The following is a 13,019-nucleotide window of genomic DNA, read 5'->3' as shown; positions in this document are numbered from 1 at the left end:
TTAGGAGCAAATGCTGTAGGTATGTTCTAAAGTCTAAAACAGTAACTTCTCCTACTTCTACAAATGCGTACTCAATAGCAACATTAGCGCAGAACATCACAAAGTAAATAAAACTCCATCACTTTCTAAAGGAGGAAAAAATGAATATAACATTGCGTCTTAAAATAATGATTTTTCTACAGTTTTTTATTTGGGGATCTTGGCTTGTTACATTTGGTTCTTATATGATCAATACGTTGCATTTTACTGGTGCGCAAGTTGGAGTCGTGTATAGTTCTAACGGTCTTGCAGCCATTATTATGCCAAGCCTTATAGGCATTATTGCAGATCGGTGGGTAAAAGCAAATGTGTTATACGGAATATTGCATTTCCTCGGTGCGATTACCCTATTTTCTGCTGCTCAAATTTCAGATCCTTCAATGATGTTCTGGGTAATGCTCTTTAACTCAATCGTTTATATGCCAACACTTGCTTTATCGAATACCATTTCTTATTTTTACCTGGAAGACAAAGGACTTGATGTTATAAAGGACTTCCCACCTATTCGTGTCTATGGGACAATTGGTTTTATTCTTGCGATGTGGATTATTAGTCTTGCCAAAATTGAATTAAGTAATATTCAGCTTTTTATTGCTAGCGGCTCTTCGTTGCTACTTGCACTATATACAATTTCACTTCCTGCATGCCCACCTTCTAATGCAGTTAAGGGCAAGTCGTTGGTAAGCCTTTTGGGACTAGACGCTTTTGTTCTTTTTAAAGATAAAAAAATGGCGTTGTTTTTAATTTTTGCAATGCTATTAGGTGTTGCGCTTCAAATTACTAATACATTTGGTGATCCATTTTTACACGACTTCGCCTTAAACCCTGATTATAAAAATAGCTTTGCGGTAAAATACCCAGCTATTTTATTATCAGTGTCACAAATTTCAGAGGTATTCTTTATTCTGACCATTCCATTTTTCTTACGTAAGTATGGCATTAAAAATGTAATACTGATCAGTATGGTGGGATGGACATTACGTTTTGTTTTCTTTGGGTATGGAAACCCAATTGGCGGAGGATTTTTCTTATTGTTATTATCAATGATTGTTTACGGCTGCGCCTTTGATTTCTTTAATATTTCGGGAGCCATTTTTATGGAAAAAGAAGTCGACCACCGCATTCGTGGTAGTGCTCAAGGATTATTTAGTACAATGGTCAATGGCATAGGTGCCTATTTAGGAGCTGTTATTAGTGGAAAAGTAGTTGATTATTTTACAGTTGACGGAATAAGGAATTGGCAATATATTTGGTTGTTCTTTGGAGCGTATACACTCGTTTTGGCCATCATTTTTGCCATCGTTTTTAAATATAACCATGCCAGTAATGAAATGAAAAATGTAACAATGAAATAGTGCATTATTTCTTCAAGGAAAAGAAAGAGCCTTACCGTCCATGGTGTAAGGCTCTTTACTGTAATAGAATTACTTAAAGAATTACGCAAATTCCGCTACAAGGAATAATTTTTTCTCCACTCTTCAATAGACATTTCATCAAAGCTCTCAACATCATCTAGTTTCAAGGGTGTAATTAATTCTAATGAATTACCATCTGGGTCTGAAAAGTAAATTGCCGCATTAGCATGTGGAATATTTGATAGAACTAGAGGTTGCTGTTTAGTTGAAGACAACCACTCTTATACATGCTCAAGGTCTTCTTCGTCAATTTTAAACGCCAAATGTCGAATAAATGGATGGTATTTTAAGTGAACACTTTCATTGGTTTGAAATCAAAGGCTAAAAACCTGCACCTCCAAATTGTTAAAAACATCAACAGTACGGGGCCGACCCGTTTTTTTGTATAATCAAATATTTTCAAATTTTAGTAAATAGTATTGTTGTAATGATACCTACGATACCAATTATTAAAGCTATTAAAAACCTCAAAAAGCGCGAGAAATCAATTTAAAAACGTTGATTTCTTGCGCTATTCTAATGTGAAATTTTATTTTCTTCTTGGAAATATAATTATGTCACAGTCTCTTTTAGTCAACTAATTGGCTATCTACCATTTAACCTTTATAGGCTTCTCGTTTTTTAAAAAGATTCCCTTTCCTTTTTCATAACAAGCGACTTTAATGTATCACTTAATTCCTGAATACGACTAGTTGTGTTCGTCATCATCTCTAGCATATTATGTTCGTCCTCCACCGAGTGTACAATCTCTCCTGTGGAAGTCGCATTTTGTTCGGTCATATCATTAAGCTTTTCAATCTGTAATTGGATTGTTTCAAATTGCGAAATAGCGCTGCTTAGTTCATTCATTCCTCTTGTTAAATCGAAGTTAGACTTTGAAAATGAATCTTTTAAAATAGTAAAGAAGTTGCTTACATCTTGTAACAGTATTTCCCCTTGTTGTAACGCTTTTTCACCGTCATCAGAAATGGCGAATCCTTTACCATGCTCCCCCGCTCTTGCCGCTTCAATTGCAGCATTAAGAGCAAGTAGATTCGTTTGCTCTGCAATATGCTGTATGCCCTTTAGTAAGCTATCTACCGTTTTCAAGCTTGTCTGTAACTCATTCACAGTTTCAGCTGTAGAACTCATCGCTTGATTCATAACGCCCATTTGCACCATCGCATCTTGCATTTTCTCCCATCCTACTAATATCTCTTGCTGCAAATCAGTAGATTTAGAAATAGTATCCTTTGAAATTGAGAATGTTTCGTTGACAAAATGCACAGATTCCTTCATCGTGCCATGAATCATTTGCAAGCTAGATGACTCCTGCTGAATACTTGCGGAAATATCCTCTGTAGCTATAAGAATTTGTTTACTTGATCCAGATATTCGCTGCATTGTTTGTTGGAATTGTGTAACGTGTTCATCCAACGCTTGACTACTTTTTTCAATTTCCTGAAACGTATTTTCAAGCTCATTTAATGACGCCTTCACTTCATTTTGTTGAATTGTAGCATGTTCAATTAGTTCATTGCCCCATTTAGCGATTAAATATAATGCAATAATGACGCCATTCATTATCGCAAATAGCGTTATAAATACAGTCATATCATCAAATTGCCCTAATAATGATTTCGAATTAGCCATATAAAGAATCAGAAAGCTGATATTTGTCAGCACACCAAAAAATACAAGTAATTCTTTTTTAAAATAAAGGGCGATAATGGCCACCGAACAAAGTAAAATATAATGTTTATTTAATGAAAAACTATCAACTAAAAATAAAGCAAAAACAGTACTTGAAGGAATCATTCCAAAAATAAAGCCTTTAACATACGTGTTAATTGGTAAAAAGTAATTACAAACTGCTAATGCCATAACGGCTAGTCCAACAAATAAGAACATAATGCCCTTTGAGAGTATCAACGGTCCACAAATTAAAACAGCCAAAATTGAAATAATGGCTAAATTAACACGATGGACTTTTCTTGTATCGTAGCGAATATTTTTCTCCATAATAGTCCCCCCTAAAAAATGAATGGACATTCATTGCATTTTACTATTATTATAAAGTATAACAACTACTTTTTGTAGATAAAAAATGCGTTTTAGAGAATTTTTAATACGCTTCGAAAATAAAGGGGGATCATTTAATGGGGAGCGTCCAAAAACTTGCACCAAATTTTTATTGTATTGATACACACGATTTAAATCGGGAACAGCGTACAAGCTCTTATTTGCTTATCGATGAAAAAATTGCATTAATCGAGACTTCCGCCAGTCCGTCTATGCCATTTATAGTAGAAGGTTTAGATGAATTACATATTTCTCTAGAGGATATTCAATATGTAATTGTTACGCATATTCATTTAGACCACGCCGGAGGTGCAGGCTTGTTTTTACAAAGCTGTCCAAATGCAACATTCGTTGTACATCCACGAGGTGTATCTCATATGGTTGATCCTAGTCGTCTAATTGCAAGTGCGCAGAGTGTTTATGGAGCAGAATTCGATCGTCTATTTGATCCAATTGTTCCTATCGATGCTGAACGCATTATAGAAATTGGACATGAGGAAGTACTATCTTTAGGTCAACATCAGTTAACGTTTTATCATACAGAAGGTCATGCAAGGCATCATGTATCTATGCATTATTCTGCTACGAATGGCTTGTTTGTAGGAGATACTACTGGTGTACGTTATCCGGAAATGGAGAACGAATCCATTGATTTAATTATTCCCTCCACTTCACCGAATCAGTATGATCCAGATACAATGGAGCAGTCTATCCAGCTTTATGAAAAATTAAATGCTTCAGAATTGTATTTCGGTCATTTCGGTGCTTATAAAAATCCAGCTGAAGCTTATAGACAAGTGCGCTACTGGACACCGCTATTTTTAGCTGAGGGGAAAAAGGCGTTAACGGTATCTAGCGATTTTAAAGAACAAGTACAATTTTTAGATACTCGCTTGAAGGAACTTTTGTATAACTACTTACAGGAAAATGGCATCTCAGAAAATCATCCGGTTTATCAAACAATCCCATTCGATACCATTGTTTCGTCTATGGGGATTCTGGATTACTTAGAGAAAAAGAATTCCCAAAATTAAAGCAGACTTAACTGGAGAGGAGTAATCCTCTCTGTTTTCTTTTATGTTCTTTTTTCTTCAACAGTTATCGACTAAGGGAATTGTCAATTCAATAAAACCAACCTCCCCTTCAAACCTGCATTAATTAAAAAAACTAATAAAAAAATTACAAGGGAACCTAAAAATATAGTTCCTCATTCTTATTCTTTAGTACAAATCTCCATAGTCTTTATAAAAGTAAGTGTTTTTTTAAATAACCTGGGCTGAATCTCAGGATATGTTAGAAATTTTGGTAGACTACTAAAAAGTTTTACTTCATCAATTTCAGAAACAGGTAATTGACCAATTTCCTTAATCCTTGCAAAGTATAATCTTCCATAAACTTTTTTTAAGGAATCATCCATTGAATAATCGCAGATTGGTGATAGGTTAATTTCTTTACATCCAGTCTCTTCAAACAACTCTCTTTTTGCCGTTTCATCAATCATCTCACCTGGTTCTCTGTGACCACCAGGTATCTCCCAAGATTGCCGATTAAAATGTCTAACATAAACCCATTGTCCCTGATAATAAGCACTTATCACAGAAAATCCTAACTCTTCTTCATTTACTGAACCAATATCATAAAATTCGATTTTCATTTTTCACCTCATACCTTTTTCATTTGCATAGGTTTTAATTACTCAAATTTTTGAATTTGCGAAATCTGTGCATTAGGACATCGTTTTTTTAACTCTAAAATAAACTTCATTTTATCTTCTGGTAAAATTTTTATACGACCATTGGCTGCCGTTTTATAAAATATTTCCAGCCCCTTATCAGATGATGAAATTTGATAACCAGTATACTTATCTGTCGTAGGAGAAACCCTTGTTATACTTTGATACGGAATCTTACTTTTGAATGGCCCACCTTTGACTAAAAGATAATTTTCACAGAAAACAAACTTAATCGAATTTGCGTACCAAAAAATAAAAACTATTGAAACAATAAAGGCCGTTGACATAATAAAAACAGTTGATAAAGATGTGATGAACGGAAGAAGTGATATAGCGCCAAATATCCAAACCAATAAAAACATAATGATTGTGAAAAAAATATTTGCTTTTGCTTGATAAACCATAATAGTTATCCCCCTTTCTTATTAATCTTCGCTAAAAAATCACCAATTTAACGAACAGAAATAATAAGTAAACTCAACCTTATAAGTAATTTAACATTAATTTTCGATTTATTAAACAAAACTAAAGCTATTAAAGCACCGACAATAATGCCGACGCTTGTTCCTTTTATCGAAGTTTTGCTCTTATCAGCCTGGTTATACATAGTAAGCACATCATTGCTCTTTTAAACGCTCTAAAGCTAATTTAAAATCCTGACTTTCCCCTACTTGACGGAAATTTTTAAATGGGTTGCTCACATTTTTCATTCGCTCCAGTACAGCGGGAATAGTAAAGAGGTCTGGTGTTAAATGCTCATTGACTTCTTCCCAGTGTAATGGCGTTGCCACTAACCCCTTTTCGTTGCCACGAGTCGAGTATGGAGCAATAATCGTTTTGCCTTCTGCATGCTGCACATAATCTAAATATAATTTTTGATGTCTATTTTTCTTTAATCGTTCGATTGTATACAATTCCGGTTTTTGCTCACATAAAAAACGACAAACAAATTCAGTAAATACTCGCACCTCTTCATAAGTAAAGGCATTTTCGGGTAACGGTATATATAACTGTATGCCTTTGCCTCCTGATGTTTTAACAAAAGATTGTAGCTTAAAATAATCGATAATTTCCTTTAAATCCAGTGCCCCGGTAACAGCAAGTGAAAATTGCTCAACAGAAGGAGGATCTAAATCGAAAACAATCTCAGTCGGATGCTCAGTTTGCAATGTTTGGAATGGTATGTGCAGCTCTAATGCAAGCTGATTACCTAACCATAGTAATGCTTCAAGATTGTTGCATACAAGATAATGAATATCGTCCATCCATCCTGTTGAAGCAAATGCAGGTATTTTCTCAGGACTACTTTTTTGATAAAAGCTTTCACCAGGCACTCCATGAGGAAATCGTATTAACGTAAGTGGTCGGTTTCGCAAAAAAGGAAGCAAATACGGAGAAATCATTTGCAAATAATACAAATAATCATCCTTCGTAATACCGATTTCAGGCCAAACAGGCTTCTCAGGATGCGTAATCTGCACCGAATCAGGGATAGGATAAAGTTGACGTTGCATATGCTGCCAATGACAGTCCTCTGGCAACATCTCCAGTCGGAATGCATGGAAACGCGGTTCTCGACATTTGCTTCCATCGAAATCAATACAGGCAATATCAAGGCAAATGGATGGCTCCAGCTCCCATGTTTCATTTTTCCTCTGTCCATTTGCTTGAAAAAATGCTATGAGTGTTTTCCGCTCTTCCTCTGACATTCCATGTTTAAAAATAACTACTTCAACTAACACTCCCTGTTGATAAATACTGCCATGAAAATAACCATTTCCATGATCATATTTCGTCACTATGACGGTTACATATCTCCAATTCTTTATTTTTACCCAATGGGTCGAGCGTGTATCTCCTATCCATTTACTCGTTTTCTTCTTTGCAACCATTCCCTCTCCATTGTAAATCTTAATAGCCTGCCAAAGAGGCTCACTATGTTCCACACAGTTAATCACTTGCAAATGACATGAATCCTCATAATTGACAGTCGCCGGGAGCTTTAAAGTTGTAAAAAGCTTAGAAAGTTGCTGTTTGCGTGTTTTTAAATATTTATTGCTCAGCGACTCCCCTTTATAGCTCAGTAAATCAAACGCAATATAATGACAAGGAAAGTCTTTTGCATGCGTAGCAATAACCTCTTTGTTTTGCATCCGCCCTCTTTTTTGGACAAGTGAAAAATCACTTTTAAAGTTATTCGTTAAACAAACTAATTCACCATCCAATGTTAATGGTAAAAACTTTTTAATGTGATTAAATATGCTTTTACAAAAATCAAGTATCTCTGGAAACAGGTGAGTTAAGTTATTGCCATTTCTGCTTATTAGCATCGGCTGTTCGTCCCATACTAACATACATCTAAATCCATCATATTTTGTTTCGTACATCCATTCCTCACCGATAGGCGTTTCGAGCACTTCTGTTAATAGCATTGGTTTCATTTAAATACCTACTTTGCTTTTTACCTTCAGTTTTTGACGATTTCACTTTAAGATACATAAAAATAAGCAAAATATATCATAGTAAGAAAAAACGAGGTGATACAAATGCATACAGTTTGGAAAGGCAGCATCTCATTTGGTCTTGTCAATATACCAGTAAAACTTCATGCTGCAACTGAAAATAAAGACATTAAATTACGACAACTCCATAAAGAATGCCATACCCCTATTAGCTATAAAAAGGTTTGTGAAGGCTGTAACCAAGAAGTAAAAGATGAGGATATTGTTAAAGCATATGAATATGCCAAAAATAAGTTTGTCGTATTAGATCCAGAAGAAATAGAGAACTTGCGGAAGGAAAATGAAGATAAGACAGTTGAAATCATTGATTTTGTAAAATTAACTGAAATCGATCCTATTTATTTTGAACGTACTTATTTTTTATCCCCTGATGCGACTGGCGGAAAGGCTTATGCCCTATTACGTCAAACATTAGAACAATCTGGAAAAATAGGTGTGGCCAAAATTATTATCCGTTCAAAAGAGCAATTAGCAATTGTCCGTGTTTATCAAAACGCTTTAGTGATGGAAACGATTCATTACCCTGATGAAGTAAGGAGTGTTGGTGATGTTCCAAGTATTCCAAGTGAACAAAACATTGTTCCAAAAGAGCTAGAAACCGCACTCATGTTAGTCGATCAATTAACAACAGAATTTAATCCTGAAAAATATACAGATGACTATCGCAATGCTTTAATGGAGCTTATAGAGGAGAAAAAAGCTACAAATACAATCTCGACAAGCGATAAACGTCCAGTACCTGATAACGTTACGGACTTAATGACAGCTCTTCAAGCCTCATTAGAAAAAACAAAAAAGCCAGCAACAAGAAAACGAGCACCGAGAACGAAAAAAAATGCTTAAAATGTACACGGAAGAAGCGTATCCATTATTTTTGGATATGCTTTTTTTAAAAATCTGCCTCTTACTTGATACGACCAAAAGCTTGTCATAATATACTCCATATTTGTGATAAAAATTAGGTTTGCCAATCTCCTCAAAATAACAATTCCACTTAAACATTTTAATAAAAATCGTAAAAGTTGGTTTGTAATTGGACTTTTCCAAACCGAGTTTTTGTAGCGTAAATCTTTTTATTATTCGATAGATTCTGATGAAATAATTTGTATCTAAAAAAATAATTAAGTCGGCATTCAAAAAGCTTAGTGCTACCCAGTCCTCATTATGAACGCCCTCAATAATCCACGCATTTGTAAGAATAATATTATTTAAATAATCCACTTTTTGTTGATCGGTCCTTCTAATATCACCGGAATTTTGCCTTATCCAAACAACATTATCTAATTCATAATATGGTATGTTTAATTTCGTGGATAATTCTTTCGCAAAAGTTGTTTTCCCACTAGCAACAGAGCCTATGATATGTATTTTGCGTGGAAATTTCTTGTTCAAAAGAATCCCCCTATCCTTTATAATTTGTTTATTTATTGGTTCATCACTAAAACTTAGGGATGGAAATTTATTAAAAAGAGACATTTTTAAGTAGATTGGAGTGGAGGCTGGGCGACTCCTTGGGGATTAGCGATATAGAGGAACGAAGGCTAAAAGCATCACGTCCTGTGATAACGCCTTCGTGACCAACATCCTGTTGGCCCGAGACCCTGGAGCGAGCCTCGCGAGTGAAGCGGCTCATCGGACGCCCCCAGGAAAGCGCCCAGCCGGAACGGAAATCAACCCACATTTATGCTATTAGTCCGTTTTGTAAGAATATTATATTTATTGTACAATATTCTTACAAATAAAGATAAATTTGAAGGAGCTAAATTGTATGTATCAAAATGAGTTTAGTGGAAATTTAGAGAAATATAATAACCCTATTGAATATGATGCACTTCATGAAAATTATAACGTGGATTTATATTTTATTGAAAATCTTCTTAACAAAAATAATGATACGATAATTGAATTAGCCTGTGGCACTGGCCGATTAGCTATTCCGCTTGCCAAGCAGGGATTCAATGTTTATGCAGTAGATATCCATGAAGGGATGCTGCAATTGGCAATTGAAAAAGCGAAAAAGGAGAATGTTAATGTACATTTTACTGTGCAAGACTGTACACAGCTTCAATTACCAATCACATCAAATTTTGTCTTTATGACAGGAAATGCATTGCAACATTTTTTAAGTAATGAAAGTCAAAATGCTTTATTCCATTCCGTTAAAAAGCACTTACATCCAGGAGGAGAATTTGTATTCGTTCTAAGTGAACTGTCTATCGTAGATGAATACGAAGAAAGTTCAGTCAATAGCGAAGGTGGAAAACTAACTATTCAGCATCGTGAAGAATATGACCCTATCACACAAATCTTAACTTGCCGTTCTATAAATAAGCTAGAACACGCTACCTTCGAAGATTCAATTCGACTTCGCTATACATATCCAATGGAAATGAAGAGGCTATTAGAATAACAATCGAAGTGTTACACATATATGGATCATGGAACAAAAATGACTTTACAAAAGATAGTCCATCAATGATTGTACACGCACATTTACTAAAACAAAACGAAAAAACGAACACCAGTTCCGACATTCTGTTGTAATTAAGAAAAAATTAGGAGCTAAGTAGATGATAAACATTCGTGAACGCATGGAGCATTACCGTATTGCTGGCCTAAGTCTAGTAGCTATCGATAAGGGAAAAATCAGTAACACAGGTCATTTCGGTGTTCTGGAGGCAGGTACCGATAAAAAAGTTAATGAGCATACCATTTTTAATGCTTGCTCGATCAGTAAGTTTCTAACAAGTATTTTAGTGATGAAATTAGTGGAACAAGGGAAGGTAGATTTAGATGAAGATGTTAATAAAAAATTAGTTTCATGGAAGATTCCTGACAATCAATTGACAAAGCACAAAAAAGTTACATTACGCAACTTACTATGTCATCAATCTGGTATTGTGGATCCTGAGGGCAGTTTTATGGAACTAGAATCTTTTCACGAAATACCGTCCATGGTGGAAATATTGAATGGTACAACTCCTTATTGCCCTACTTCAATCGAAGTGACTTCTGAACCTGAAAGTAAATTTCACTATTCTGATGCAGGCTTTTGTCTTATTCAATTATTAATTGAAGATATAACGCAAAAACCTTTTTCTCATCTCATGGACAATATTATTTTTAAACCACTGTGCATGACGAACAGTACATTCTCTACTTCTCTTTCAACATCAAATTTAGATAATTTCGCATGTGGTCACGATCGAAGTGGGGCATTAATTCCAGGGAACTATTCTATTTACCCTTATATTGCGGCTTGTGGTATATGGACTACCCCAAGCGATTTAACAAAATTATTACTGGATGTAATGACAGTTGTTAAAGGACAAAGTAAAATTGGCATTACGACAAAACAACTAAATGAACTGTGCCGTCCACAGGGATGCAAAGAATGGGCGGGCCTTGGGGTATTTCTAGATGGCACGGGCGAAAAGCTCGAATTTTCTTCTCTTGGCTGGGGTACTGGGTTTCAATGTATGCTAGTAGCCTATCCACACCTCGAACAAGGAATTGTTATGATGACCAATACTGATACAGGTACGCATCAAATGAAGGGTATCATGGGTGAAATCTACCATTCGCATGACTAAAAACAGAAAAAGAGGCTATCATTCAGCCTCTTTCTTCACCTCATAATGCATTTGCACCATTTGCCCACAGCGTTGTGTATTGACTAACTTCAAATCTTGATATGGGTTATGATCCTTAAACAGTGGAATTCCAGAGCCTAAAAGATGCGGTGTAACTGTAATAATTATTTCATCTATTAACGCTTCCTTCATGAAGGCATCGAGAATTTCTGCCCCACCTACCATCCAAATTTTTGAGCCATCCTGTTCCGTTAATTTTTTCGTAAACGCTACAACTTCTTCATTCACAAACTCAACATGTTCGTTTTTACCAGATCGTGATGTTGTGAATACATAACATTTCTTATCGGAATATGGAAAAGGCTCAATATGGTCTACAACGTAATCATACGTTCTCTTGCCCATAATAATAGTATCGATGGATTGATACATGTCTGAATAGCCAGCATCCCCTTCCCCCTCTGTTTCTTCTAGCCATTGTAAATCATCATTCTCTTTCGCAATAAATCCATCCAAACTAGTCGCAATATATAAAATGATTTCTCGTGACATACTGTCATCTCCTTTTCTTTTTTGTAAAAATCATGAACAATATTTATACTATACACAATACATGACAACTACTGGCATGATTAAAAGAAAAGGTGAGAAAATGTCAAAAGCACAACGTTTATTAGATATCCTGCTGTTTGTTAGTGCAAAAAAGAAATTTACCGCTCAGGAAATTGCTGATGAATTCAATATATCGATTCGTACGGTTCATCGATATATTTTAGATTTAAGTGATATGGGCTTATCTATTTACGCTGAACAAGGGCGAAACGGTGGCTATACTGTTCTATCGAGCAGACTTCTTCCCCCTATTTTATTTACAGAAGATGAAGCAGTTTCAATTTTCTTTGCGTTTCAATCTTTGCACTATTATCGTGATTTACCTTTTAATACGGAAAGTAAGTCCGCTTCTCATAAGCTTTATAACTCGCTTCAGGAGGCGGCGAAGCGGAAAGTGGATAAACTTCAATCCTATATCGCGTTTTGGAATCCTAAACGCGCGATTGAAACACCTTTATTGAAAGCTGTTTTAGAGCTAGCTATTGAAAACAAAAATCTACACATTCAATATGAATCTAAATCGGGTACAACAACGAAACATATTCATCCTATTGGTGTTTACGCACATGATGGATTATGGTATATGCCCGCCTTTGATTTCACGAAACAAAAAATATTATTGTTTCGTGTAGATCGTATTCTTTCTATCATAAAAAGCGAAGAAAACAAAGAGGAATTTTTTAATCTAGAGGAGTGGTTTGGCAACACCTATGAGATTAAACAACCCATTCGTTTACATGTACTATTATCAAGAGAAGGTGTACGACAATGTAAAAGCGAACCAAACCTTGAAGACTTAGTCGTCATCAATGAAGATGGCACAGGCTATATCGATTCCATGATAGACAAAGGTGAACTAAATTTTATAAGTCCCCTCTTTTATCGACTTTGTATGCATGCTCAAATTGTAGAACCAAAAGAATTAATCAATATTTTACGACAGCAGGCAAAGGACATCCTATCTATATATCCAGAAAATGATTAATGTTATATGACGATTTTGTAAGATTGGCGTAACATTTATCGTTACTACTTTATGGACAAT

At 35.2% G+C, this 13,019-nt stretch carries 12 protein-coding genes; 6 read left to right on the top strand and 6 right to left on the bottom strand.

The features are described from left to right. Nucleotides 1–140: 140 nt before the first annotated feature. The gene (locus ACIQZA_RS03970) at nucleotides 141–1,394 is read left to right on the top strand and encodes a nucleoside permease (RefSeq protein ID WP_402880672.1); all 1,254 of its coding nucleotides are present in this window, start codon (nucleotides 141–143) and stop codon (nucleotides 1,392–1,394) included. A gap of 681 nt (nucleotides 1,395–2,075) precedes the next feature. Here ACIQZA_RS03970 and ACIQZA_RS03965 read toward each other — a convergent pair. Continuing rightward, nucleotides 2,076–3,455 carry a methyl-accepting chemotaxis protein gene (locus tag ACIQZA_RS03965; protein ID WP_402880674.1) on the bottom strand — a complete coding sequence of 460 codons (1,380 nt, stop codon included), beginning with the start codon at nucleotides 3,453–3,455 and terminating at the stop codon, nucleotides 2,076–2,078. A 137-nt stretch (nucleotides 3,456–3,592) separates the two neighbouring features. Between ACIQZA_RS03965 and ACIQZA_RS03960 the strand changes: the two genes are divergently transcribed. Beyond that, a complete protein-coding gene (locus tag ACIQZA_RS03960; RefSeq protein ID WP_402880676.1) occupies nucleotides 3,593–4,549 on the top strand; it encodes an MBL fold metallo-hydrolase in 957 nt (318 codons plus the stop codon). A 179-nt stretch (nucleotides 4,550–4,728) separates the two neighbouring features. Here ACIQZA_RS03960 and ACIQZA_RS03955 read toward each other — a convergent pair whose 3' ends face one another. The 3 genes from ACIQZA_RS03955 to ACIQZA_RS03945 all read right to left on the bottom strand — a co-directional run bounded on the left by ACIQZA_RS03955 (nucleotide 4,729) and on the right by ACIQZA_RS03945 (nucleotide 7,688). Beyond that, complete coding sequence (locus tag ACIQZA_RS03955) at nucleotides 4,729–5,169, bottom strand: NUDIX hydrolase (RefSeq protein ID WP_400940658.1); 441 nt, start codon at nucleotides 5,167–5,169, stop codon at nucleotides 4,729–4,731. Between the two features lie 38 nt (nucleotides 5,170–5,207). Then, complete coding sequence (locus ACIQZA_RS03950) at nucleotides 5,208–5,651, bottom strand: PH domain-containing protein (RefSeq protein ID WP_402880678.1); 444 nt, start codon at nucleotides 5,649–5,651, stop codon at nucleotides 5,208–5,210. Nucleotides 5,652–5,864: 213 nt separating this feature from the next. Further along, nucleotides 5,865–7,688 carry a DNA ligase D gene (locus ACIQZA_RS03945; RefSeq protein ID WP_402880680.1) on the bottom strand — a complete coding sequence of 608 codons (1,824 nt, stop codon included), beginning with the start codon at nucleotides 7,686–7,688 and terminating at the stop codon, nucleotides 5,865–5,867. Nucleotides 7,689–7,793: 105 nt separating this feature from the next. Here ACIQZA_RS03945 and ku point away from each other — a divergent pair, with 105 nt between their 5' ends. Beyond that, nucleotides 7,794–8,612 carry a non-homologous end joining protein Ku gene (gene ku, locus ACIQZA_RS03940; protein ID WP_402880681.1) on the top strand — a complete coding sequence of 273 codons (819 nt, stop codon included), beginning with the start codon at nucleotides 7,794–7,796 and terminating at the stop codon, nucleotides 8,610–8,612. Here the strand turns inward: ku and ACIQZA_RS03935 are convergent. After that, complete coding sequence (locus ACIQZA_RS03935; RefSeq protein WP_402880683.1) at nucleotides 8,550–9,161, bottom strand: P-loop NTPase family protein; 612 nt, start codon at nucleotides 9,159–9,161, stop codon at nucleotides 8,550–8,552. The genes ku and ACIQZA_RS03935 overlap by 63 nt on opposite strands. A gap of 376 nt (nucleotides 9,162–9,537) precedes the next feature. On the opposite strand from ACIQZA_RS03935, the gene ACIQZA_RS03930 reads away from it, so the two are divergent. Both ACIQZA_RS03930 and ACIQZA_RS03925 read left to right on the top strand, forming a co-directional pair. Further along, complete coding sequence (locus ACIQZA_RS03930; protein WP_402880684.1) at nucleotides 9,538–10,179, top strand: class I SAM-dependent methyltransferase; 642 nt, start codon at nucleotides 9,538–9,540, stop codon at nucleotides 10,177–10,179. Nucleotides 10,180–10,339: 160 nt separating this feature from the next. After that, complete coding sequence (locus ACIQZA_RS03925) at nucleotides 10,340–11,362, top strand: serine hydrolase domain-containing protein (RefSeq protein WP_402880685.1); 1,023 nt, start codon at nucleotides 10,340–10,342, stop codon at nucleotides 11,360–11,362. Nucleotides 11,363–11,380: 18 nt separating this feature from the next. Here ACIQZA_RS03925 and ACIQZA_RS03920 read toward each other — a convergent pair whose 3' ends face one another. After that, on the bottom strand, nucleotides 11,381–11,914 hold the full coding sequence (locus ACIQZA_RS03920) for a dihydrofolate reductase family protein (RefSeq protein WP_402880686.1): 534 nt from the start codon (nucleotides 11,912–11,914) through the stop codon (nucleotides 11,381–11,383). Between the two features lie 100 nt (nucleotides 11,915–12,014). Between ACIQZA_RS03920 and ACIQZA_RS03915 the strand changes: the two genes are divergently transcribed. Continuing rightward, on the top strand, nucleotides 12,015–12,959 hold the full coding sequence (locus tag ACIQZA_RS03915; RefSeq protein ID WP_402880688.1) for a helix-turn-helix transcriptional regulator: 945 nt from the start codon (nucleotides 12,015–12,017) through the stop codon (nucleotides 12,957–12,959). Nucleotides 12,960–13,019: the final 60 nt, after the last annotated feature.

The sequence above is a fragment of the Lysinibacillus sp. NPDC096382 genome, assembly GCF_044762845.1.
In the GTDB taxonomy this organism is placed as follows: Bacteria; Bacillota; Bacilli; order Bacillales_A; family Planococcaceae; genus Lysinibacillus.
Note: the sequence above shows the minus strand (reverse complement) of the source record. Positions and strands in the feature narration are given on the sequence as shown.

Excerpts from the sequence above, each read along its gene's own strand:
- ACIQZA_RS03925 (WP_402880685.1), top strand. The coding sequence starts at position 10,340 with ATGATAAACATTCGTGAACGCATGGAGCATTACCGTATTGCTGGCCTA.
- ACIQZA_RS03955 (WP_400940658.1), bottom strand. The coding sequence starts at position 5,169 with ATGAAAATCGAATTTTATGATATTGGTTCAGTAAATGAAGAAGAGTTA.
- ACIQZA_RS03970 (WP_402880672.1), top strand. The coding sequence starts at position 141 with ATGAATATAACATTGCGTCTTAAAATAATGATTTTTCTACAGTTTTTT.
- ku (WP_402880681.1), top strand. The coding sequence starts at position 7,794 with ATGCATACAGTTTGGAAAGGCAGCATCTCATTTGGTCTTGTCAATATA.
- ACIQZA_RS03960 (WP_402880676.1), top strand. The coding sequence starts at position 3,593 with ATGGGGAGCGTCCAAAAACTTGCACCAAATTTTTATTGTATTGATACA.
- ACIQZA_RS03920 (WP_402880686.1), bottom strand. The coding sequence starts at position 11,914 with ATGTCACGAGAAATCATTTTATATATTGCGACTAGTTTGGATGGATTT.
- ACIQZA_RS03915 (WP_402880688.1), top strand. The coding sequence starts at position 12,015 with ATGTCAAAAGCACAACGTTTATTAGATATCCTGCTGTTTGTTAGTGCA.
- ACIQZA_RS03945 (WP_402880680.1), bottom strand. The coding sequence starts at position 7,688 with ATGAAACCAATGCTATTAACAGAAGTGCTCGAAACGCCTATCGGTGAG.
- ACIQZA_RS03950 (WP_402880678.1), bottom strand. The coding sequence starts at position 5,651 with ATGGTTTATCAAGCAAAAGCAAATATTTTTTTCACAATCATTATGTTT.
- ACIQZA_RS03965 (WP_402880674.1), bottom strand. The coding sequence starts at position 3,455 with ATGGAGAAAAATATTCGCTACGATACAAGAAAAGTCCATCGTGTTAAT.
- ACIQZA_RS03930 (WP_402880684.1), top strand. The coding sequence starts at position 9,538 with ATGTATCAAAATGAGTTTAGTGGAAATTTAGAGAAATATAATAACCCT.